Source organism: Paraburkholderia sp. EG286B (assembly GCF_040965655.1).
GTDB lineage: Bacteria > Pseudomonadota > Gammaproteobacteria > Burkholderiales > Burkholderiaceae > Paraburkholderia.
Genome location: NZ_JBFRCF010000006.1, coordinates 358,890 through 381,572, shown reverse-complemented (window position 1 = coordinate 381,572; position 22,683 = coordinate 358,890). Strand labels below are relative to the sequence as shown.

The following is a 22,683-nucleotide window of genomic DNA, read 5'->3' as shown; positions in this document are numbered from 1 at the left end:
ATGCGCAGGAATGGGTGCTTCTACCAAATGCGACGCCATTCTTGATTCCCCCGGCTCAAGAGCCGATATGACCGGAATCATCTTCAGCACGCTCAGGGCAGGGATATCCGCGCTAACCTCAGTCTCCTCTGCGCGGATCCCAAACGTCATTTTTTCCTGCTTCAACCCGCGAAATCGCTACTGCAAGACACTGTCGCCCGCAAGCCGTGCCGCTTCTTCGGACAGCGCGCGCTGCAAGCTTTCTTCGGTAACCGTCGCACCGGCTGCGGTCAGACGTCGGCGGACGGCATCCACGAGAAGCTGCCGATGCGCTTTTGGCCGTTGCAGGCTGGCTTTCGCAAAATCGGCGCGCACTGCGTCGGGCCAGATACTGTCATAGGCGGTACGCTCAGGTCCCATGTCGAACGCTGCGGGAACATGTGAGGGCCTGCGCGCCACCCGTGTCGCCTCCGTGGCACCATGATCGATCGAACCGTCCGCCGCGAAGACGACCCCGTAGTCCCTCGCAGCTGCGGCCGCCGACAACATACCCCGCTGCAGATCGTGCTCGATTGCGCGAAGATCACGCTCAAGAGGATCCCCAAACCCGCCACCTGCGGGAGTGACCAGACGCAGTACATCTCCACGCTTGAGCTTGAGTACCGTGACCCGCTGCAGGGTCTCCTCGTTTTCCTTCCCCGGATTCAACACAACTTCAGCCATCCTGCCGGGGTGACCACCGTGGACCCCCCAGGGGCGGAAGGAGAAGCGGTTCATGCCGCGAATTGTCATCGTCGCTTCGGCGTCGGTGTTCTCCATCTCCATCAGGAGTGCTGCACCGCTGCGCCAGCGACCAGGTGAGTAGCTATCCTCAAGCAGCCGGTTTGCGTGGACGAAAAGCACGGTCTCTACTTCAATGACCTCGGTCGGAACACTCTTCAGGTATCCGGATCGCGAATCGATGGCATCCGTGCCATCGCTGCCAGCTCGCCCGCCTCCGCCACCGCACAAGGGGTTAATCACGCTAACCTGGCGTTTGCCGCTGCGCGGGTCCCGCGCGCTAAGGACGATCACCGCCGACATTCCCGGACCCGATGCCGTCAATCCGCCTTTAACTGCCTGCTGCAGACAGCCGAGCAGCGTATCGTAGACGCGCGTGCTCGCCGCGACGCGTGAGCCACCGGCAGCCGGAAATTCCGCATTGATGACGGTCCCGCGGGGCGCGTGCATCTTGATTGCACGCAGCAAGCCAGCGTTTCGCGGTGCATCCGGTTCTACCGTCAGCAAGTAGTAGAGAAACGCCTGGACCGTATACGGATGCGTCCGGTCACCGCTTACGAAGTTGTACGCGGCGGGAATCTGCGGGTCGGTACCGTCGAAGTCGAACGAAACGCCATCGCCCTCCACCCGCATGGCGCAGCGGATGTAAGTGTGCTGACCCGGCTCGATACCCTCGAGGTAGTCGCCGAATTCGTAGGTCCCATCGGGCAGCTGCGCGATCACGGCGCGAGCCTTTGCTTCGGCAAAAGACAGGACGTCACGCATACCCTGCTCGACCGCGGTGCGACCATACGCTTCGCACAGCTGGTGGAATCGCCGGTCCATGCTTTGCAGGGCGGAAAGCATGGCTTTCATATCGCCCCAGAGGTCATCCGGGATCCGGCTGTTGTCGAGGAAGAGACGGCGAACGTCCTCGTTGACCTTGCCCTTCTTGTAGAGCTTGACCGGTCGGATCCGGATCCCTTCCTGAAAAACCTCCGTGAAAGCCGGGGAAATGCTGCCAGGCACAGCCCCGCCGATATCCGACGCGTGAACAAAGCCCCAGGAGAACGCGATCAGCCGCCCGCCGACGAAGATCGGTCGGACCATCGTGACGTCCATCATGTGCGTGACGAGGCCATCGGTGGAAAACGGGTCGTTCGTGAGGAAGCAGTCACCCTCCTCGATGCCAAGCTCGTGCAGCTGTTCGATGGTTTTCTGCAGGGGAACGCCGATGAACGAACTCACACCCGACTGGCTCGGATACGCAAAGATTTCGCCCTCAGGGGTCGCAACCGCACACTGATAGTCCTGCACCAGCTTCACGAAGGTCGTATGAGCCGTGCGATACATTACCGCTGACGCTTCCTCGACGATCGCGGTAAAGCGGTTATTCATTACTGCTGTCCGGACCGCATCCATCTCAAGACTCCTTCGTCAACAGGATATTGCCGTGCGAATCCACCGTCGCCACATAGCCAGGCGGGACAAGGATTGTCGTGTCGTTCTGCTCAATGATCGCGGTACCTTTCAGCGTGTCTCCTGCACGCAAACGCTCACGTGCGTAGACGTTGCACATCAGCTCCGAGCGCCCCGCAATCTGGAGATCCCGCTTTCCGACAAGCGCATCCTCGACGTGATCCTTACGCGACGGCACTGCTGCGGGCGTCGGTGTTGGCAGCATGCCCCGGATACGTACGCGAAACTCCGTGAATTCCACGGGCGCCGACGGGTCTGAATGCGCATAGAGCCGCTCGTGCTGGCGATGGAACTCCTGCTCCATTGCTGCCACATCGCCCCTCTTTGCCGCTTCGGCGGGCACATTCACCGTCAGCTGGAACGACTGGCCGCGGTATCGCGCTTCCGCACGGTATTCCAGAACAGTTTCGCGCAGACCCGCTCCAACGTTCTGGGTTGCCAGCCACTGACGCGCGCTGGTCTCAAGCGAAGCGAATTGCGCCTTCGTCGTGTCGCTGTCGACCGCGACACCCTGCATGCTTTTCACGTTGTCGTGCGTCAAGCCGGCCACGAGGCCGCCAAATGCGCAGAATACGGATGGCATACCAGGGACGAGCACGCGACCAATGCCAAGCTCGGCAGCCAGCAACGGGCCGTGAAGTGAACCTGCACCGCCGTAGACGACCAGTGTGACGTCCGCGGGATCCAGCCCGTAACGGGCGAGATAAGGCAGCACGCTTGCGACCATGTTGGAAGTAGCGACCGTGAGGCATGCTTCAGCAGCGGCCACCACGTTGGTCTCTAGCGCTTCCGCGATCGGCCGCATGGCTGCCTGCGCCGCGGCCAGATCCAGGGCCATCCGGCCGCCAAGGAAGTGCTGCGGATGAATCAGACCGCAAAGCAGATATGCATCCGTCACGGTCGGCTGCGTACCACCGTGTCCGAAGCAGGCCGGGCCAGGCCGGGCCCCGGAGCTGCGCGGACCAACCCGCAGCACGCCCCCGTCGATCCAGCAGATCGAGCCGCCGCCCGCGCCGATTGCCTCGATGCCGGTAACCGGCATCATCAGCGGAAAGTCGCCGACTTCCGCATCTCCCGTGATGGACGGTTCGCCATCCTGAATGAGCGAAATATCGGTGCTGGTGCCGCCCATATCCATGGTCAGCATGCAACGCTCGTCGAGGGAGACGCCGAGATATTGCGCCGCCGACACACCGGATGCCGGCCCCGACAGCAGCGTATGCACCGGCATCGCGCGCGCCTCGGCGGCGGCCAGCGCCCCGCCATTGGACTGCATGATGAAAAGCTTCGCGTCCGGCAGACGTTCGCCGAGCCAACGCTCGATTTCGGCGATGTACGCGGTCATCCGGGGTTTAACGTACGTGTTCAGCACCGCGACGATCGCGCGCTCGTACTCACCGATCTTCGGCCAGATGTCGCTTGATATCGAGACGTTCTGGATGCCCGTCGCGGCAATGATGGCGTCCCGCGCTGCCTGTTCGTGAGCGGGATTCCGGAAGCTGTGAAGGAAGGCCACAGCGATGCCCTCGACTCCCGCTTCTTTCGCCAGTACTGCAGCGCGCTTTACCGCGTCGAGATCGATTTCCTTTCGCACACGTCCATCCGAAGCCATGCGCTCCGGAATTTCATAGACCAGTTCGCGCGGCACGAGAGGCTGGACGCGATCCCCGAGAAGATCAATCGCGCGACGCAGCCGAAGGCGCTGCAGTTCGAGGATGTCACGAAAGCCATTCGTTGTAAAAAGCGCGATCGGAGGCCCGTTGCGCTCGATGACCGTGTTGGTCGCCACGGTGGTGCCGTGCACCACAACAATCTGCTCACCATCGCGAGGCTTCATGCGCTTGAGCATTTCCTCGCAGCCGTTCTTGAAACCCTCTGCAAAGTGCGGCGGTGTCGAGGGTACTTTCAACGTCTCAACCTTCTGCTCCCCTCCTTCGCGCCAGGCTGCGAAGTCGGTGAACGTTCCGCCGATGTCTACTCCGATCTTAAGCATCTTTTCTCCGCGTCTTCTCACGACAAGGCTTGCTACTCGACGGGCAACCTGTTTCTCCAGGCTTCTGTCCCGGCACCCGTTTTACCGACCAGGAATCGTTGGCGGGCCTCGACACACATCATCAAGCGCGCTCTACCAGACATTCATCGGCGACTACCGACAATCATCTGTTCACGATGGAGATAGCTTATGTTCAAAAAACGAAATGTACAATTGTTTTTTTGTTATTGAACAAAACTTGATCGAAGCTTCGCCGAACATGCGTTTCGATGAGGAACGCGCGCATCGCTGAGGTGATCGCTACAACGCTGATTTGGGCCGGGACACTAAACGTCGCAGCGCAGCGGCCGCGCGCTTTCAAGGCCGTTCAGCACTCAAAGGCGACCTTGCGCACCCGCGTAAGACAAAGCTAGGAGGATGCGCGAGCCTGAGCCTCGCCACCCTGTGGAAAAGAGAAGGGGCGAAACGCCTAATAAAAGTCGCCACCGATCCGCGGAGGGGACCGCCAGATCTGGTTTGGCCTGAACATACCTGGGCGTTGGGCCATGTACGGCGTAAGCGAGCCGCGTGACCCTGGGATATACCGGGAAGAAAAAGAGGCGATCGCGTACGATCGCCTCCTGTACAACTATTGATCCACTGCGATCACGTGCCGGCCATCTAGCTCACCGCACCTGAGGAATCCGTACGTAGTCGCCTATCCATCCCGCCTACTGGCAGGGATTGGCCGAACTGCATGCAACGACGCCGTTTTCGATTCCCCAAGTCTTGATCAACTGGGCCATCTGACCGCTGGAGTTCATCTTGTCAACCGCGGCCTGTACTGCATTCCTCAGGTCTGTGTTTCCCTTCAGAATCGCAATCGACATTGTTTTCGGGGGTACCGGGACGCCACCAATCGAAAACCGCCCGTGAGAACGTGACATGTAGTAATTCATGACGACCGTATCGCTCACGAGAGCGTCGACGCGCCCAAGACTCAGATCCTGAAAGGCAACCTCGTTCGTTCCCAGTTCAACGATGTCGATCGGCGGCTTTCCGGCCGCTTTCAGGTCATCGCTGATCTTGTGCAGCGCCTTCGAGTTGTTGCTGCCGAGAAGTACGGCGACACGCTTGCCGGAAAGGTCCTCGAACCGGGTCAGATGCTTCGGGTTACCTGCGGGGACGAGCAAACCTGAACCAAACCGCCAGTAGTCGACGAGTTCATACCGCTGCGCACGCTCCGGTGTCTTACCGAGGCTGGCGACAGCCAGATCGCACTTCCCGGTATCAAGGGCGGCAAAGAGGCCGGAGAACTGATAGTTGTCGATTTTCGGCTTCACCCCCAGAAGCGACGCGATGTTGTTCATCATGTCGACCGCGGCACCTTTCGGCGTAACGCCGTCTTCCGCGATGCCTTCAGCCGGCGGATTCTCGAGGTCCGAGCAAAACGTCAGAACTTTCTTCGCCTTGATCGCTGCGGGTGCCTCCACTGCCCCGGGCACAGCAGCCCACGAATGAGCTGCCATGAATACGGCCACCAACGCCAAAGAACCTTTGATCCAGCGCATACAGACTCCTACATGTATCCAAGTTATCGATTTCGTAATCCTGTCGTTATCCAGACCGGCGGTGGACTGAATCGCAAATCCTCGCCGGTTCAGATAAGGCCGCCTTAGAACCTGTGAGTGATGCCGAGGCGTACAGCAGCCTGGGTATCCGAGAGCGACGGCGTCGTATCCCACCCCAACACCGGATTCACGCCCGAGGAGGCTTTCACGAAGTCCCCTGACACATACACGGTGGTCCGCTTCGACAGGCTGTACTGCGCACCGGCCGATACCTGATTCCAGGTATGCCCCATAAGCGTATTGTGCTGATAACCCGCCGCAAGGAGCCACGCGGGTGACAACTGGTAAGTCGCGCCGCCTTCATAGACGTGCATGTACGACGTCATATTCTTGTAGCCCAGCTCGGTATTCGTGAAGTTGCCGATGATCGTCACGCTCCCGATCTGATAGCTCGCACCGATCGCAAAAATCTTGTATGTGTCGAGGACGAAATTGGAGTTCAGATCCTTTTCAACATCATTCGATACCGTCGCGACCGTCTGACCAAAGAAGACCGGCGTACCCAGGCGGTTATATGGGTCGATCGAGTAGCCTGGCAGGGAAGCATATGCGAGCCCCATGTGAAACGGGCCATTAAGGTAGTTACCACCGACCTCCCACGCACTGCCAGTGTGGAAACTGCCTGGAGTGTTGCTAAACGAGTACATCACCCCGGCCCTGAAGCCAGCAATTCGGGGCGAGGTGTACTTGGCCGCGTTAGGCAGACGCGTACAGCTCATCCGGTCAATATCCCCCTGGTGAATACCGTATCCGCTTGCGATGAAACTGACGTTGTAATCGCAGGCATAGTCCGAAATCATGTCGTACTGGTCGCCCAGGGTCAGGGTACCCCATTGGCTGTCGAGACCAACGTACGATTGCCGGCCGAACACCGCCCCGCCGTTATTCGCCTTGCCCGTATTCACGTTGAAACCACCTTCCAAGGCAAAAACGGCTGCAAGACCTCCGCCGAGATCCTCCCGGCCCCTCATCCCCCAACGGTTACCGTGAGCGATACCGCTATCCATCTTGACGTTGCTGTGCCCGCTTTCATTCGACACCCATGTGATGCCGTCGTCGATCAAGCCATACAGCGTGACGGTGCTCTGCGCGTGTGCAACACCGACCATGGAACTCAATCCGCCAAAAGCAACCACCACTGCGAACCGCTTTTTCATTGTGACATTCCCCTAACCAGGTAGTAATCCTAATTGTCTGTTTATTGCGTTACGACGTGCCGGCGAACTTCAGTTGCGCATTCGCCTGTGGTCCCTTCGCGACAGAGGCAAAAGCTTCACGACGATGACTGCAGCTTATGTTCGCCAAAAAAAATGTACAATGAGTTTTTTGTTATTGAACAATGATTATTTTCAATCATTTTTGTTAGAGGAATCGGCACTTGCTGGCGAAGTCTTCTGTATGCTTTTAACGATGTTTGATTGCTGCGTCGCAATATACGCCACACGCCCGAACAGCGTGGCCGCAGCCAGCGCGACGCGGCATAGCAACATGAGCCGCCTTCGCTCTGCGCGTATCGCTCGGCCTTTCGTCGCCGTCGAGCTTGACCGAACTGACCACGTTCTCCACTCCTCAAAACCTTGTACAATGAAGCTTATGTTATTGAACATAGGGAATCAGCATGGACGTCCAGACGTTTGCTGAGCAAATCAGCTCCCGCACAATGCGCGGGATTGCGTTGGAGGTGGCTGAGCTAATTCGCAGCGGGTCAATTCCGGTTGGTTCGCAGTTGCCACCAGTGCGCGACCTCGCCGAAGCGTTTGGCGTCAGTCCTGCGACAGTGTCCGGCGCATGGAAACAGCTTCGCGCCGTCCGGATGGTGAGTGGAAGCGGCCGTACCGGCACCTGGGTGCGTGGCGATCAGACTTCGCTCAGGCCAGCGCGCTATGAGGACTTCGCGAACTATGGCGAGAACATTCTGGCTGATCTGCGATTCGCCTCACCGGATCCGGAGCTGCTCCCTGATCTCCGGCGTGCATTGGCTACAGCACATCAGGCGCACAACCTGCACAGCTACACCCGGGAGCCAATCTCGCGCGAGTTGAAAGAGGCTGTTGCCGATGAGTGGCCGTACAAGGAATGTACGTTCACTGCAATCAACGGTGGGTACGATGGACTGCATGCCGCGCTGCAAATGATCGTCGTTCCAGGCGCAACGGTGGCGATTGAAGACCCAACCACCCTGCGCGCGTTCGACATTCTTGAAAAGCTGGGCGCACGTGTCGTGGGAGTCGATTGCGACTCCCAAGGGCCGCTGCCCGAGTCGCTGGACGCCGCCTTGGAGCAACATCCAGTGGCCTTCGTCTACCAGCCAGGATCTCACTCGCTGACGGGGAAGCGGGTCAGCCAACCTCGTCTCAACCAGCTGCGCAAACTGCTTTCTGGCAAGGCGACGATGATTATCGAACTCGACGGACTGGCCGGTTTGGCTAGCGCCCCACCGCTGACTCTTGGGTCCGCATTTCCTGATCGCACCGTTCACATCCGCACATTCTCAAAATCACTCGGGACCGACTTCAGGCTTGCGGTACTTTCGAGCTCAGAGAAGTTCGCGGATCAGGTCCAGGCGTACCGGAATTTCCGGGAAGGCTGGACCAGCCGGATTCTGCAATGCACTGCTGCATCGCTTCTCACCGATCCGGAGTCGCTACAGCAAGTCACTGTTGCGCGGGAAACTTACGCGAAGAGGCGCGGCGCACTGACGGACGCCCTCGCAGAAAGAGGGGTAACGGTTTCGGGCCAGGATACGCTGTGCATCTGGCTTCCAGTATCCGACCAGCAATACGCTTTGGTAACGCTCGCTGCACGCGGTATCGCGGTACAGCCGGGATCGCGGTTCCAGGTGACCCCTCGACCGCACATCCGTGTCGCGACAGGCTTCAGGATGGACCAGGTGAGCGCGATCGCCGACGCTCTCGCGCAGGCGGTCGGCGCGTTCGATGGCCCGATTCTGCGCCGCTGATTGAACAATGCCGACATCTCGTTTGCAGACGCGAAGCCAACGCGCCCGGCTCCATCGCGATGAGGAAACGACAGAGGTGTTCACCGTAATATCGAGGCATATCTCCCGTTCACATGCAGAAGGCACGTGACGCACTCTGGTGGCCGCAGGTGAGCACGCAGCCACCACAGAGCTGGCGCGCGAAGAACGACCGCGACTTTGCAATGTATTGACGCATGCGGCAAAATCAGTGCGGAGATGGCGGCTAATTTCCGCAGCACTGGTCGCCGCCAATAAGCCGTCTACTTCTGAACTTCCGACTAAACCCAGCTGCGCCAAGTCAAAGCGGCGCCCCAGCCGCCAAGGCAGCGTAGCGCTTGAACAACAGAGTGGCAGTCTTTTTCCAAGGCAACTGCAGACGAGTACATTAATGAGTATTCTTTGATCAACCGAATCGTAAAAAACGCATCAAATCAATTACATAAACGTGTTTTTCGAGTCCTCTCCTGGGCACCACGTCTCATCAAGCAGAACTCGCAGCACCCAGGATTCATCGAAAAAGCCCGCAAATCTGCGGGCTTTTTTGCTTTTCGGCCCGGATCCGCTTGACTCTCTTCGTTATGTTTCATGGTATACATTGCCATACGGCACGGCGCGTGCGTGCCAACCCATGACAAGTCGATTGAGGAAGACCGAATGGAATTCGTTGTCGTCGCAGCGATCGTCGCCGTCAGCTTTGGCGCTGCCGCGACCTGGCTGCTCGCAACCCGGCTGCCCGAGCACTGGCTCGACAAGAGCGCCAGCGAGGGCCGTTACGCCCATCTCGGGCTGGAAAACGAGCGATCCGCCGAGGCGGACCCGCGTCGCGATCAGGCCCGCATCGATACGCGGCGCGTACGGCGCTCACGCGTGCGCGCAAGACTCCAGAGCGCGGCGCGGCTGATGCGGGCATTGCGCCCCGCAAGCGCACGCCGCGATCACGACCGCACCGCCCGCCCATAGCGCGTCAGGGCGCGCCCATCAATCGCGCTCACTCATGCGAGCCCAGCGGCGAAGGGACGAACGCCGAATCGGCAATCCTCGCCTCCTCACCCGACTGAAAGATCCAGCGCCGGCGCATCGGCTGCAAGATCACCTTGGCGCTCACGCCCGCCATCATCGCCACGCAGGCGACCATGTCGAACACCATGTTCCAGCCGCCGTGGATCGCCAGCAGCGTCGCGACAGGCACGAGCATCGCCGCGGTCCCCTTCGCGGTATAGAGCGTGCCCGCGTTGCCGGCCGCGTATTTCGCTCCGAACGTATCGGCGCAGGTCGCCGGAAAGTTCGAAAAGATATCGCCGTAGAACAGGAACACGAGCCCCGAGAACAGCATGAAGAGATACGGGTCGTGGCCGAACGCGCGCAAGCCCAGCAGCGCGAGCCCCTCGCCGAGAAACGTGATGAACATCGTATTCTCGCGGCCGATGCGATCCGAAATGAGCCCGCACAGCGGCCGCGTAAAGCCGTTGCAGAGATTGTTGATCGACAGCGTCATGGTGAGCAGCGGCAGCGTCGCCGCGACGAGCGTAACCGGCATCGAGGCGAAGCCGTAGCTCTTCGCGATCGGGCCGATCTGCGCCGTCGCGATGATGCCGCCCGCCGCCACGCAGACGAACATCGCATACATCACCCAGAATACGGGAGCGCGAACCATTTGCCTCGTCGTGTAGTCGGTCTTCGTCGCCACGATGCGCTTCATGCCCGCCGCGTGAACGGGAGGCTTCGGCCGCACCATCACCAGCGCGAGCAGCATGATGCAGGCACCCTGCAGGAGTCCGAAGAACACGAACGCGCGCTCATAGCCCGACTGCTGGATCATGTTCGAGATCGGAATGACCGTGAGCGCCGCGCCCGCGCCGAAGCCTGCCGCCGTCATGCCGGCGGCGAGACCGCGCCGGTCCGGAAACCATTTGAGCGCGGTGCCGACGCACGTGCCGTACACGCACCCCGCGCCGATGCCCGAGATGACTGCCGCGACGTATAGCACCGGCAGCGCGGGCGCCCACGCGTCGAGCACCCAGCCGAGCGCCACGCAGCACGCGCCGCCCATCACCACGGGGCGCGGGCCAAAACGGTCTACGAGCCAACCCTCCACCGGCACGAGCCACGTTTCCGTCACGATGAAAATCGAAAAGGCGAGCTGGATCGCAGCCTGCCCCCAGTGATGCCGTGCGTCCATCGGCACGACGAAGAGCGTCCACGCGTACTGCAGGTTCGCCACGAGCCCCATGCAGAGAATGCCGGCAACGAGCTGCACCCAGCGGTTGTGCCGCCGGGCCGGGTAGCCGCCATCGATACGATCGGTATATGCCACTTGTCTGTCTCCGTCCGTTGTGATTGCGCGCGGGCCGGTTTCGCATCGCCTCGACCCCGGTGCGTGCACCATTTCCCGCGTTACCACCAGCGCGGCAGACTGAAATCCGCCGCTCCTTGCTTCAAACGTCAAGCCGCTTCGAGTTGCCGGAGTAGCGCGTCGACGCTGCCCTTCGCATCGCCGAACAACATTCGTGTGTTGTCCTTATAGAAGAGCGGATTGTCCACGCCCGCGTACCCCGTCGCCATGCTGCGCTTGGAGACGACCACGGTGCGCGCCTTCCACACCTCCAGCACCGGCATGCCGGCGATCGGGCTGCCCGCATCCTCCTGCGCGCCCGGATTGACGATATCGTTCGCGCCGATCACGAGCACGACGTCGGTGCTCGTGAAGTCTTCGTTGATTTCGTCCATTTCGAGCACGATGTCGTAAGGCACCTTCGCTTCCGCGAGCAGCACGTTCATGTGGCCAGGCAAGCGCCCCGCAACGGGGTGAATGCCAAAACGCACGCGAATGCCCAACGCGCGCAGCAGCCGCGTGATCTCGCTGATGGTGCCTTGCGCCTGCGCGACGGCCATGCCATAGCCCGGCACGATCACGACTTCCTGCGCGTCGCGCAACAGCGAGCCGACTTCGTCCACGCTGGTCGATACGACTTCGCCCTGCGGAGTCTCGCTTGCCGTAGCGCTCACCGCGCCGAAGCCGCCGAGGATCACCGAAACGAAACTGCGATTCATCGCGCGGCACATGATGTAGCTGAGAATCGCGCCGCTCGATCCCACCAGCGCGCCCGTCGTCACGAGCAGGTCGTTATCGAGCATGAAGCCCGTTGCCGCTGCGGCCCAGCCCGAATAGCTGTTGAGCATCGAGACCACCACGGGCATGTCCGCGCCGCCGATCGCCATCACGAGGTGCACGCCGAGCGCCGCCGCCAGCACGCACATCACGATCAGCGCGTAGAGTGCGTCGCCGCCATCAGGAGCACTGACGAAGCGATAACCGAGCACGATGCACGCGCCCAGCACGACCGCGTTGAGCAGATGCCGCGCGGGCAGCACGAGCGGCTTGCCGCTCACCGTGCCCTGCAGCTTCAGGAACGCGACAATCGAACCGCTGAACGTGACCGTGCCGATGAAGGCGCCGACGTAGATCTCGGTGTCGTGAATCGCGCGCTCGACGCCGCTCATCGCGATCTTTGGCGAGAGAAAGTTCGCAAAGGCGATGAGCGTGGCCGCGAGGCCGACGAAGCTGTGCAGCACCGCGACGAGCTGCGGCATCTGCGTCATCTCCACGCGGCGCGCGAGCGTCGCGCCGAGCCCGCCGCCCACCAGCGCGGCGATGAGCGCGATTTGCAGGCCCGCACCGCCCGTGACGAGCAGCGTGGCGAGCACGGCGATCACCATGCCGGTCACGCCATAGAGGTTGCCGCGCCGCGCGCTGGCGGGATGACTCAGCCCACGGAGGCTGAGGATGAAGAGCGTCGCCGCGCCGAGCCACGCCATGTTGCCGATTCCGTTGAGCATGACGTCTCCTCAGGTCCGTTGAAACATCTTCAGCATGCGCTGGGTGACGAGAAAGCCGCCCGCGATGTTGATGGTCGCGACGACGAGCGCAATGCCCGCCAGCACGGTCACGATCGTGCTGGCGTTGCCCGGATGCAGCAATGCGCCGATCACGATGATTCCGCTGATCGCATTCGTCACGCTCATGAGCGGCGTATGCAACGAGGGCGTGACGTTCCAGACCACCTGATAGCCGACGAACACGGCCAGCACGAACACCGCGAAGTGCGCGACGAACGCGGGCGGCGCGCGGCCTGCGCGGTGGCTTCTTTCGCGTCGCCAGTCGCGACGGCAACGGGCTTCGTCTGCGCAGCCGCTTGCGGCGTCGCCGAGACCTGTACCGGCGGCGGCGGCCAGCACACCTGGCCGCGCTGCATGACGGTGGTGCCGCGCTGCACGACGTCGTCCATGTCGAGCTTCAGCTCGCCGTCCTTCGCGGGCGTGAGATCGGTCAGCAGATGGCGGATATTGGTCGCGTAGAGCTGGCTCGACTGGTTCGCCATGCGGCTCGGCAGGTCCGTGTAACCGATCACGGTCACGCCGTTCGCATTCACGACTTCGCCGGGGCGGGTGAATTCGCAGTTGCCGCCCTGCTCGGCCGCCATGTCGACGATCACGCTGCCCGCGCGCATGCACGCCACCGTCTTCGCGTCGATGAGCCGCGGCGCCGGTTTGCCGGGAATGAGCGCGGTCGTGATGATGATGTCGACCTCGCGCGCCTGGGCCTCGAACAGCGCCATCTCCGCTTCGATGAACTTCGCGCTCATCTGTTTGGCGTACCCGCCCGAGCCGCCGCCCTCCTCCTCGATGTCGATGCTCAGGAACTCCGCGCCCATGCTTTCGACCTGCTGGCCGACTTCGGGGCGCGTATCGAACGCGCGCACGATGGCGCCAAGACCGCGCGCGGCGCCGATCGCCGCAAGCCCCGCCACGCCCGCGCCGATCACGAGCACCTTGGCGGGCGGCATCTTGCCCGCCGCCGTGATCTGCCCCGTGAAAACGCGCCCAAAATGCTGGGCCGCCTCGACGACCGCGCGATAGCCGGCCATGTTCGCCATCGAACTCAGCGCGTCGAGCTTCTGCGCGCGCGAGATGCGCGGCACGCAGTCCATCGCGAGCACCGTGACCTCGCGCGCCGCGAGTTGTTCGAGCAGCGCAGCGTTCTGCGCGGGCCAGATGAAACCGATCAGCGTCGCGCCGGGCTTCAGGCGCTGCACCTCTTCGCTCGAAGGCGGACGCACCTTGACGACGATATCCGCGCCGCTCAAGAGCGCTTGCGCGTCGTCCACGACACGCGCGCCTGCCGAGCGATATGCGTCGTCCGGGTAGGACGCATTCACACCCGCCGCCGTTTCGACCTCCACGGCATAACCGAGCTTGATTAGTTGTGCCACACTTTCCGGCGTCGCCGCGACGCGTCGTTCGCCTTCGAGTGTCTCGCGGGGGACCGCAATGGTCATCGCCATGATGCGCCTCCGTCGTTCACAACAGAGAGCGATGCGGCGAGACCATACGAAATGGGCGGCGCGCCAATGCATCTGGCGCGCCGAAAGCGTAGCCACGACTTCATGAAACGTCTCCTATGTCGGCCAGAGTTGGCGCTTCAGCGCCTTATTCCGGCCCCATGCGGTTTAGATTTTTGCCGGATGTTGGAATTCTTTGTGTGCCGCGGCTCGATGAGGGCTTTGCCCTATGACACGCCCAGGCTGGGCGAATTGCCGCTCTTGAGAAAAGCGAGCGCCGCCTGCCGTGCGCCGGCAATCGCAGCCGCCTCGCTTTCGAATACGGTTTCGTCGACCACCCATTGACGGGGCAAGACTGCGGCCGCCGGTTCGTCGGCAGCGGCCTCGACCGCGTGGATCGCGGCAAACGCGGCCCAGCCGCCGTTGTGAATCATTTGCCGGGCCGAGAGTTCGACCTCGAAATGTCCGAGTCTTTCGGTGTGCATCGAAGAGCTCCCGAGGTTTCAGCGGGTTTCAGGATTGCTGGGCCTGTGCTTCGAGTTCGGTGATGCGTTTCTTGAGCGCGCGCTCCTCCTGGAACCGCACCGTCTCGTCGCGGATCACGGCGACGATGCCGTCGAGTTCGCCCTGCGGCGAGTGCAGCAACGCCACGGTGAAGGCAATGGAAAGCGCCTTGCCCGCCTTGTCCACGGCCGGCACGCGCAGCACGTCGTTGCCATAGCGCGTCTGGCCGGTCGCCATCGTCTTGTGATAGCCCTCCCAATGGCGCCCGCGCAGCCGCTCGGGAATGATCACGTCGAGCGTCTTGCCGAGCGCTTCTTCCTGGGTATAGCCGAACATGCGCGTGGCCGCGGGATTCCAGAAGGTGATGTCGCCGGCTGCGTCCGAGATGACGATGGCGTCCCCGATGGCGTTTGCGAGCTGCTCGAAATCGATGGCGGATTGCATGGCGATGACTATGTGGGGTGAGTCGTTTATCGTCGCCGCGCGGCACGCATTGCACATGCCGCGCGGCGTCCTGCCTGCCAGTCTGGTATTGCGGTGCTGCGCGGGCACAGCGTTGGCCGCGCCCGCTTCCTGCGTTCAGCTTGTGGAACTCGATGCGGAACTCAAACCGCGCGCACCTCGTGCAGCGCCGCGATCTGCTGCGGCGTGTAACCGAGGTCGGCCAGCACCTGGTCGGTGTGCTCGCCGAGCAGCGGCGAACCCGTGATCTCCGGCTTCAGCTCCGAGAACTTGATCGGGCTGCCCACCGTGAGGTACGAGCCGCGCTCCTTGTGCGGCACCTCGACGATAGTACCGCTAGCGCGCAGCGACGGGTCATTGGCTATTTCCTTCATGCTGAGCACCGGCGCGCACGGGATGTCGAACTTGCGCAGGATGTCGACCGCTTCGAACTTGGTCTTGTCGGCGAGCCACGCTTCGATCGTCGCGAAGATGTCGAAGATATGCGGCTGACGCGCCTGCGCCGTAGCGTAGTTCGGATCGTCGATCCATTCGGGTTTGCCCAGGGCGCGGCAGATCGGCTCCCACGCGTGGCCCTGCACCGTGAAGTAGATGTACGCGTTCGGGTCCGTCTCCCAGCCCTTGCACTTCAGAACCCAGCCCGGCTGTCCACCGCCGCCCGCGTTGCCACCGCGCGGCACGACGTCGCTGAAGGTGCCGTGCGGATACTGCGGGTATTCCTCAAGGAAACCCTGGCGGTCCAGACGCTGCTGGTCGCGCAGCTTCACGCGGCACAGGTTGACCACGCTGTCCTGCATCGATACGGCCACCTTCTGGCCCTTACCGGTCTTGTCGCGGCCGATCAGCGCCGTGAGAATGCCGATGGCGAGGTGCATGCCCGTGTTGCTGTCGCCGAGCGCAGCGGCGCTCACCGTGGGCGGACCGTCCCAGAAGCCCGTGGTCGAAGCCGCGCCGCCCGCGCACTGTGCGACGTTCTCGTAGACCTTGAGGTCGTCGTAGTGGTGGCCTTCGCTGAAGCCCTTCACCGAAGCGACGATCATCTTCGGGTTGAGTTCCTTGATGCGCTCCCACGTGAAGCCCATGCGGTCCAGCGCGCCGGGGCCGAAGTTTTCGACCATCACGTCCGATTCGCGAATCAGCTTCTCCAGCACTTCCTTGCCTTCGGGCTTCTTCGTGTCGAGCGTGAGCGAGCGCTTGTTGCTGTTGAGCATGGTGAAGTACAGCGCATCGACTTCGGGAATGTCGCGCAGCTGCGAGCGCGTCACGTCGCCGGCGCCCGGGCGCTCCACCTTGATCACGTCCGCACCGAACCACGCGAGCATCTGCGTGCAGGCGGGACCGGCCTGTACGTGCGTGAAGTCGATGATCTTGATACCGTCGAGGGGTTTGCTCATTTCTCGTATCTCCTGGTCTACCTGATCTATGGGGCTTATTTCTTCATTGCCGCGCTTTGCGGATTCAGATTCGTGAGACGGCCGCTTTCGGTCCCGGCCGATTCGTCGATGACTGCGTTGATCAACGTGGGCTTGCCCGACGCGATCGCTTCGAGCAGCGCGCTCGTCAGTTCTTCCGGTGTCGTCGCCTGATGGCCGATGCCGCCGAAGGCCTCGATCATCTTGTCGTAGCGCGCGTTCTTCACGAACACCGTCGGCGCGACGTCGCAGCCGCCGCTCGGGTTGACGTCCGTGCCGCGATACACGCCGTTGTTGTTGAACACGATGGTGCAAACCGGCAGGTTGTAGCGGCAGATCGTCTCCAGCTCCATGCCCGAGAAGCCGAACGCGCTGTCGCCCTCGATCGCGACGACCTGCGTGCCGCTCGTCACGGCTGCGCCGATCGCGAAGCCCATGCCGATGCCCATGATCCCCCACGTGCCCGAGTCGAAGCGCTTGCGCGGCTGGTACATGTCGATGATGCTGCGCGCGTAGTCGAGCGTGTTCGCGCCTTCGTTGACCACATTGATGTCGGGACGCGTCTTGAGCACGTCGCGGATGGCGCGCAGCGCGCTGTGGAAGTTCATCGGCGACGGGCTCTTCGCGAGCGTCGCGGCCATCTTTTCGAGGTTCTTGTTCTTGCGTTCGGCCACGGCGTCGAGCCACTCTGCGGGCGGCTTCGGGAAGTCATTGCCGATGGCTGCAACGAGCGCTTCCACGCATGAACCGATGTCGCCGATCACGGGCGCTTCGATGGCGACGTTGCTGTCGATTTCCGTCGGCGCAATGTCGATCTGCACGAACTGCTTCGGGCCGGCAGCCGCGCCCCAGGTCTTGCCCTTGCCATGCGAAAGCAGCCAGTTCAGGCGCGCGCCGATCAGCACCACGGCGTCCGACTCGGCCAGCACGAACGAGCGCGCGGCCGACGCCGACTGCTCGTGCGTGTCGGGCAGGAGACCCTTGGCCATCGACATCGGCAGATACGGAATGCCGCTCTTCTCGACCAGTTCGCGGATTTGCGCGTCGGCCTGGGCGTAGGCGGCGCCCTTGCCGAGCAGGATCAGCGGACGCTTCGCATTCCTGAGCACGTCGATAGCGCGTTGCACCGCATCCGGTGCGGGAATCTGGCGCGGCGCCGCGTCGACGACCTTGATGAGCGACTGCTGACCCTTCACCGCGTCGATGGTCTGCGCGAGCAGCTTGGCTGGCAGGTCGAGATACACGCCGCCGGGGCGGCCCGAGACGGCCGCGCGAATCGCGCGCGCCACGCCGACGCCGATGTCCTCGGCGTGCAGCACGCGATACGCCGCCTTGGCATAAGGCTTCGCCGCGTTGAGTTGGTCCATCTCTTCGTAGTCGCCCTGCTGCAGGTCGACGATCTCGCGCTCGCTCGAACCGCTGATGAGGATCATCGGGAAGCAGTTCGTGGTCGCGTTGGCCAGTGCCGTGAGGCCGTTCAGGAAACCCGGCGCGGAGACTGTCAGGCAGATGCCCGGCTTCTTCGTCATGTAGCCCGCCACGGCCGCGGCGTTGCCGGCGTTCTGCTCGTGCCGGAAGCCGATGAAGCGCATGCCCTCGGCCTGCGCGAGACGGGCGAGATCGGTAATCGGAATACCGACGAGACCGAAGATCGTGTCGATATCGTTGAGTTTCAGCGCGTCGATGACGAGATGAAAGCCATCGGTCGTTTGCTGCGCTTCCGGCACAGGGTTCTGCTGTGCCTCGTTGATGCCTGCTTCTGCCATGACGTCTCCTCTTTGGCGGGGCGTTGTGTGATTCGTGATATACAATATTCCACACACAATATTAGTCAAGACGTTTTTTTTACCCACGCCGCGTTTGCTGCACTGCGTCGCGCCGCGCTCCACCGTTGCTGTCTCGTGCGATCGCTCGCCAGGCGGCAAACTTTGATGCGGCACACCATGGGCAGGCACCTTCAATCGGCCCAAACGTCCTGACGAACTTGTTACGGACTCCATACCTTTCTTTCAGCATCGCGACGCGCATTCAGACGAGCTGCGTATCGATGCCGCTGACTCATGCGCCGAACCGATATGAACCGGCGGCTCGACGCGGCGCGCCCTACACTTCAGTCCAGAAAATCGCAGTTGGCTTCCACGAACAGCGCGAGTTCGATCGAGTGCTGCCGCACGAGCTGCTCGACACGCTCGGTGTCGCGCGCCTCGAGCGCTTCGATAATGCGCATGTGCTCGACGATCGAGCGCGACGCGCGATCGCTCTGCGCGATCGTCATGCGCCGGATCGCGCGCACATGCATGAAGATGTTCTTGATGGTGTCGACGATGATGGGCGACTTCGAAAGCTCCACCAGTGACTGGTGAAACATGATGTTCGCTTCCGAGTATTCCTCGATATGGTCCGAGGGCGTCGAATCGCCGAAGGTCGCGAACATGCGCCGCAGTCCCGCGATGTCGTCGTCCGAGGCGCGCTGCGTGGCGAGACGCGCGGCGATGCTTTCGAGCGCGGCCCACATATAGATCATCTCGACGATCTCCTTGCGCGTCTTGCGCAGGATGTAAACACCGCGGCGCGGCACCGTGCGCAGAAAACCCTCCTGTTCCAGCAGCGTCATCGCCTCGCGAACCGGCGTCCGGCTCACGCCGAGCTTCTCGGTCAATTCCTTCTCGTCTAGCCGGATCTCGTCTCGCGAGCGGTAGATGTCGGTTTCGGCAATGGCCTGCTTGAGCTTCGCGTAAGCCTGATCGCGCAGCGAAGCGGTTGCGTTGATCGGCTCCAGCGTCAAGGTGACCGGGGGCATCCCGGTGACGAGTTCTCTTTCGGCGGACATCGGTCGCTTGTCTCCAACGTTCTGTTTAGCCGGCGCTGCTGGGGAATTTAATATTTGCAATACAATATATCAGTAACACGCTCGTGGCTAAGCGGGTTTACGCGTACCGGGTGCGTGTCTCGCTCGATTCGCGGGCTTACCCGCGATCCATACAGTCTTTCTTATATTTTTCGAAAAAAACTTTAACTATCGTTTATTCATTGGCGCTTCTACTCTTGCTTCACGCCACTCGACATGAGGAGACAGCCATGAGCCACCTGGACACCCGCCACGATCGTCAACTGGAAGCGCAACTGTGCGCATTCAATACGGCATTTGCCGAGCTGGGCCTGCGTTTTCGTTGGGATGCGCGCACGCTCTATTCGCTCGCGTCGATTGCCGGTGAACATGCGCGCGTCGCCGCCTATATCGAGACGAATCACCCGCATCTGCTGAAGGCGTACAGCATGGAATTTCTGTGCGAGGCGATCCTTGCCCGCAAGAACGCCCAGGCGCCCGGTGAATGGCCGCTCAGCGCGCCCGCTCCACGCGGTTCGCAGGAATGGGGCATGCCAGCCGCCATGGAGCAGGATTGGCGCGAAGGCGGCTTGCCCGCGCTTGCCGGCGCCTGATGCACACGCACGAACGTGCGAGCCCGATAAGAACGAAACCCGTCTGGATCGGCGCGCACTAGCGCGCTATCCAGACGGGCTCGAGATTGAAGGACAACGAAGAGAAATCGCGCAGGCCTGCGCGCTCAGGCGTTGCCGCGCGCCTCGGCCTCTTCTTCCTGCAGCTTGCGCCACAGAATCTTGCCGCTGCCCGACTTCGGCAGCGCGTCCACGAACTGCACGATGCGCGGCGCCTTGTACGCGGCCATGTTGTCGTGCGCCCAGGCGATGATGTCGTCTTCGTTCACGCTGCCGACCTGTTTCGGATCGAGCACGACCACGGCCTTCACGGTCTCACCGCGGCGCGCGTCCTGCGCACCGATGATGCACACTTCGTTGATCGCCGGGTGCCGGTACATCAGCGCCTCGACCTCGGCCGGCCAGACCTTGTAGCCCGACGCGTTGATCATGCGCTTGAGGCGGTCGGTCATGAAGTAATAGCCTTCCTCGTCGCGCCGCACGAGGTCGCCCGTACGCAGGAAGCGCTTGCCATCGCGTTCGATGAACGCTTCGCTCGTCGCCTTGGGGTTGCGCCAGTAGCCCTGCATTACCTGCGGCGCATGCATGATCAGTTCGCCCGACTCGCCTGGCGGCACCTCCTCCAGCGTGATCGGATCGATCACGCGCGAGTCGACGTCGAATACCGGAATGCCGAGACACTGCGGCTTGGGGCGCTGCGGCGGATTGATATGGGTGCCTGCCATGGTTTCCGACATGCCGTAGCCCTCGACGAAGTCGAGCCCGGTGAGATCCTTGAGCTTCTTCACCACCGCGTCGGGCATCGTCGCGCCGCCGCCGCGCATCCAGGCGAGGCTCGACAGGTCGTACTCGTGAATGCGGGGGTTCGAGATGAAGTCCACCACCATCGTCGAGATCGCCTGCCAGCCGTTGATGCGGTAATGCTCGATCGCACGCGCCGCGGCATCGCGATCCCAACGCGGCAGCAACACCACGGTCGAGCCGTTGTAGATCGGGCTGTTCATGCCGCCCTGCATGCCGGTTACGTGAAAGAGCGGCAGTACCGAAAGTTGTACGGCATCCTGATTACTTCCGAACCAGTTGCAGCCGCCCACGGCGGTCGCCATCACGCTGCGATGCGTGTGCATGCAGCCTTTGGGCTTGCCCGTCGTGCCCGAGGTGTAGGGCATCACGCAGAGGTCGTCGGGACCGGCGGTGAGTGCTCCGGGTACGCAGCGCGCCTCGAGCACGTCGGCCCAGTGCGCGACGCCCGGGCCGCTCACGGAGCGCGGCGCGCTCACGAATTCGGGCGGCGGCGAAAACGGCTCGCACTTCAGATAGTCGCTATACGTCGCAACGAGCAGGTGCTTGAGGCCCCCGTCCTCCTGGACGAGCGGCGCAACACGCGGGTAGAGATCCTGCGCGACGAAAGCCGTCGTCGCGCCACTGTCTTCCACGTAGTGCGCGAGTTCCTCGGTGAGGTTCATCGGGTTGACCGGCACGACCACGGCGTTGGCGCGCAGGATGCCGTAGTAAGCGATGACCCATTGCGGGCTGTTCTGCATGTAGAGCAGCACGCGGTCGCCGGCCTTCACGCCGCACTCCTGCTGCAGATAGCCGGCAATGCGCTCGGCCTCGTCCTTGAACTGCGCGAACGTAATGGGCGTGTCGTAGAAAACGATGAACGGCTTGTCGGGATAGCGCGCCGCCGAGACCTCTGCGTTATAGAAGAGGTTCGTTTGCGGAATGCTCAGATGCGGCGAAAGATGCGCGGGCCAATGCGGCGAGGCTGGCTGGGGCGATGCCGGCGAAGGTACGGAAAGCGTCGGGGCGGACGTGGACATGGCGGGCTCCGTCAGGCAAGACTTGTGAAGAATGCGGACGCCAACCGCTCGCTGAGGGCCGGCGCCACCTACCATGCGCAATCAGACGATGCTCGAGCCGCCATCCACGGCGAGATACTGACCCGTCATATGCCGCGAGGCCTGGCTCGCGAGAAACACCACGGCGCCCTTGAGATCGTCGTCGTCGCCGAGACGGTGCAGCGGCGTGTGGTCGATCACCACCTGCCCCAGCTTGTCGAGCAGCCCGGCCGACATCTTCGAGGGAAAGAACCCCGGGCAGATCGCATTCACGTTGATGTTGTACTTGCCCCATTCGGCAGCCAGCGCACGCGTAAAGTTGATGGCCGCCGCCTTCGAGGTGTTGTACGCGATGGTCTGCATGGGCCCGAGCGACCCCTTCAGGCCCGCAATCGAAGCCACGTTGATGATCTTGCCACGCTGGCGCGGGATCATGCTGCGCTTGCCCACTTCGCGCGCGAGGAAGAACGGCGCGGTCACGTTCAGGTTCATGACCTTGTGCCACGCCTCGTCGGGATAATCCTCCGCGGGGGCGCCCCACGTGGCGCCCGCATTGTTCACGAGAATGTCGATCTGACCGCCGGCCGCCAGCGTCTCGTCGACGAGCGGCTTGACGGCCTCGGCGCGCTGCAGGTCGCTCACGATCGTGGTCGCCTTGATGCCGAGCGCCTGCAGATGGCTCTGCGCCTCACCCAGTTCGTCGGCCTTGCGCGCCGTGATCACCACGTGGCAGCCCATCTCGCCGAGCGCCTGCGCCATCTGCAAACCCAGCCCGCGCGAGCCGCCGGTGATGAGTGCGACCTGACCGCCCAGCTCGAACATTTCCCTGACCCGCATGCTTTCGTCTCCTTGATGTCTTGTGGACC

Annotated in this window: 16 protein-coding genes and 1 pseudogene; 3 read left to right on the top strand and 14 right to left on the bottom strand. The window is 62.2% G+C overall.

Annotated elements, in window-relative coordinates; translation table 11 throughout:
* Positions 1–177 precede the first annotated feature (177 nt).
* The 4 genes from AB4Y42_RS15835 to AB4Y42_RS15820 form a co-directional block, all read right to left on the bottom strand.
* Positions 178–2,160: a hydantoinase B/oxoprolinase family protein gene (locus AB4Y42_RS15835; RefSeq protein ID WP_368694688.1), complete on the bottom strand. Its 1,983-nt coding sequence runs from the start codon at positions 2,158–2,160 to the stop codon at positions 178–180.
* A gap of 1 nt (position 2,161) precedes the next feature.
* A complete protein-coding gene (locus tag AB4Y42_RS15830; RefSeq protein WP_368694687.1) occupies positions 2,162–4,210 on the bottom strand; it encodes a hydantoinase/oxoprolinase family protein in 2,049 nt (682 codons plus the stop codon).
* Positions 4,211–4,920: 710 nt separating this feature from the next.
* Positions 4,921–5,760, bottom strand: a complete 840-nt coding sequence (locus AB4Y42_RS15825) for an ABC transporter substrate-binding protein (protein WP_368694686.1) — start codon at positions 5,758–5,760, stop codon at positions 4,921–4,923.
* 104 nt (positions 5,761–5,864) lie between these two features.
* On the bottom strand, positions 5,865–6,977 hold the full coding sequence (locus tag AB4Y42_RS15820) for a porin (protein WP_368694685.1): 1,113 nt from the start codon (positions 6,975–6,977) through the stop codon (positions 5,865–5,867).
* Between the two features lie 461 nt (positions 6,978–7,438).
* Here AB4Y42_RS15820 and AB4Y42_RS15815 point away from each other — a divergent pair, with 461 nt between their 5' ends.
* Positions 7,439–8,779 (top strand): PLP-dependent aminotransferase family protein, encoded by a 1,341-nt coding sequence (locus AB4Y42_RS15815; RefSeq protein WP_368694684.1) that lies wholly within the window; start codon positions 7,439–7,441, stop codon positions 8,777–8,779.
* A 675-nt stretch (positions 8,780–9,454) separates the two neighbouring features.
* The gene (locus tag AB4Y42_RS15810; protein ID WP_368694683.1) at positions 9,455–9,760 is read left to right on the top strand and encodes a hypothetical protein; all 306 of its coding nucleotides are present in this window, start codon (positions 9,455–9,457) and stop codon (positions 9,758–9,760) included.
* 28 nt (positions 9,761–9,788) lie between these two features.
* Here the strand turns inward: AB4Y42_RS15810 and oxlT are convergent, their stop codons facing one another.
* From oxlT to AB4Y42_RS15770, 8 genes and pseudogenes are all read right to left on the bottom strand, one after another.
* Positions 9,789–11,114: an oxalate/formate MFS antiporter gene (gene oxlT, locus AB4Y42_RS15805; protein WP_368686415.1), complete on the bottom strand. Its 1,326-nt coding sequence runs from the start codon at positions 11,112–11,114 to the stop codon at positions 9,789–9,791.
* A gap of 128 nt (positions 11,115–11,242) precedes the next feature.
* A complete protein-coding gene (locus AB4Y42_RS15800) occupies positions 11,243–12,637 on the bottom strand; it encodes an NAD(P)(+) transhydrogenase (Re/Si-specific) subunit beta (RefSeq protein ID WP_368686416.1) in 1,395 nt (464 codons plus the stop codon).
* A gap of 9 nt (positions 12,638–12,646) precedes the next feature.
* Positions 12,647–14,142, bottom strand: a pseudogene (locus AB4Y42_RS15795) (Re/Si-specific NAD(P)(+) transhydrogenase subunit alpha).
* 224 nt (positions 14,143–14,366) lie between these two features.
* A complete protein-coding gene (locus AB4Y42_RS15790) occupies positions 14,367–14,624 on the bottom strand; it encodes a hypothetical protein (RefSeq protein WP_368686418.1) in 258 nt (85 codons plus the stop codon).
* Positions 14,625–14,652: 28 nt separating this feature from the next.
* A complete protein-coding gene (locus AB4Y42_RS15785; RefSeq protein ID WP_368694682.1) occupies positions 14,653–15,087 on the bottom strand; it encodes a PAS domain-containing protein in 435 nt (144 codons plus the stop codon).
* Positions 15,088–15,248: 161 nt separating this feature from the next.
* Entirely contained in the window at positions 15,249–16,499 is a 1,251-nt protein-coding gene (frc, locus tag AB4Y42_RS15780; RefSeq protein ID WP_368686420.1) for a formyl-CoA transferase, read from the bottom strand.
* A gap of 35 nt (positions 16,500–16,534) precedes the next feature.
* Complete coding sequence (oxc, locus tag AB4Y42_RS15775) at positions 16,535–18,283, bottom strand: oxalyl-CoA decarboxylase (protein ID WP_368694681.1); 1,749 nt, start codon at positions 18,281–18,283, stop codon at positions 16,535–16,537.
* Between the two features lie 344 nt (positions 18,284–18,627).
* Entirely contained in the window at positions 18,628–19,347 is a 720-nt protein-coding gene (locus tag AB4Y42_RS15770; RefSeq protein ID WP_368686422.1) for a GntR family transcriptional regulator, read from the bottom strand.
* Positions 19,348–19,595: 248 nt separating this feature from the next.
* On the opposite strand from AB4Y42_RS15770, the gene AB4Y42_RS15765 reads away from it, so the two are divergent.
* Complete coding sequence (locus tag AB4Y42_RS15765) at positions 19,596–19,958, top strand: hypothetical protein (protein ID WP_368686423.1); 363 nt, start codon at positions 19,596–19,598, stop codon at positions 19,956–19,958.
* 125 nt (positions 19,959–20,083) lie between these two features.
* On the opposite strand, the gene AB4Y42_RS15760 is transcribed toward AB4Y42_RS15765, so the two are convergent.
* On the bottom strand, positions 20,084–21,799 hold the full coding sequence (locus tag AB4Y42_RS15760) for a long-chain fatty acid--CoA ligase (protein ID WP_368694680.1): 1,716 nt from the start codon (positions 21,797–21,799) through the stop codon (positions 20,084–20,086).
* An 81-nt stretch (positions 21,800–21,880) separates the two neighbouring features.
* Positions 21,881–22,654, bottom strand: coding sequence for an SDR family oxidoreductase (locus AB4Y42_RS15755; RefSeq protein ID WP_342920633.1), 774 nt, complete (start codon positions 22,652–22,654; stop codon positions 21,881–21,883).
* Positions 22,655–22,683 lie beyond the last annotated feature (29 nt).

Bases quoted from the DNA above. Each gene is read 5' to 3' on its own strand.
- AB4Y42_RS15835 (WP_368694688.1), bottom strand. From the start codon at position 2,160: ATGGATGCGGTCCGGACAGCAGTAATGAATAACCGCTTTACCGCGATC.
- AB4Y42_RS15830 (WP_368694687.1), bottom strand. From the start codon at position 4,210: ATGCTTAAGATCGGAGTAGACATCGGCGGAACGTTCACCGACTTCGCA.
- AB4Y42_RS15825 (WP_368694686.1), bottom strand. From the start codon at position 5,760: ATGCGCTGGATCAAAGGTTCTTTGGCGTTGGTGGCCGTATTCATGGCA.
- AB4Y42_RS15820 (WP_368694685.1), bottom strand. From the start codon at position 6,977: ATGAAAAAGCGGTTCGCAGTGGTGGTTGCTTTTGGCGGATTGAGTTCC.
- AB4Y42_RS15815 (WP_368694684.1), top strand. From the start codon at position 7,439: ATGGACGTCCAGACGTTTGCTGAGCAAATCAGCTCCCGCACAATGCGC.
- AB4Y42_RS15810 (WP_368694683.1), top strand. From the start codon at position 9,455: ATGGAATTCGTTGTCGTCGCAGCGATCGTCGCCGTCAGCTTTGGCGCT.
- AB4Y42_RS15800 (WP_368686416.1), bottom strand. From the start codon at position 12,637: ATGCTCAACGGAATCGGCAACATGGCGTGGCTCGGCGCGGCGACGCTC.
- AB4Y42_RS15790 (WP_368686418.1), bottom strand. From the start codon at position 14,624: ATGCACACCGAAAGACTCGGACATTTCGAGGTCGAACTCTCGGCCCGG.
- AB4Y42_RS15785 (WP_368694682.1), bottom strand. From the start codon at position 15,087: ATGCAATCCGCCATCGATTTCGAGCAGCTCGCAAACGCCATCGGGGAC.
- frc (WP_368686420.1), bottom strand. From the start codon at position 16,499: ATGAGCAAACCCCTCGACGGTATCAAGATCATCGACTTCACGCACGTA.
- oxc (WP_368694681.1), bottom strand. From the start codon at position 18,283: ATGGCAGAAGCAGGCATCAACGAGGCACAGCAGAACCCTGTGCCGGAA.
- AB4Y42_RS15770 (WP_368686422.1), bottom strand. From the start codon at position 19,347: ATGTCCGCCGAAAGAGAACTCGTCACCGGGATGCCCCCGGTCACCTTG.
- AB4Y42_RS15765 (WP_368686423.1), top strand. From the start codon at position 19,596: ATGAGCCACCTGGACACCCGCCACGATCGTCAACTGGAAGCGCAACTG.
- AB4Y42_RS15760 (WP_368694680.1), bottom strand. From the start codon at position 21,799: ATGTCCACGTCCGCCCCGACGCTTTCCGTACCTTCGCCGGCATCGCCC.
- AB4Y42_RS15755 (WP_342920633.1), bottom strand. From the start codon at position 22,654: ATGCGGGTCAGGGAAATGTTCGAGCTGGGCGGTCAGGTCGCACTCATC.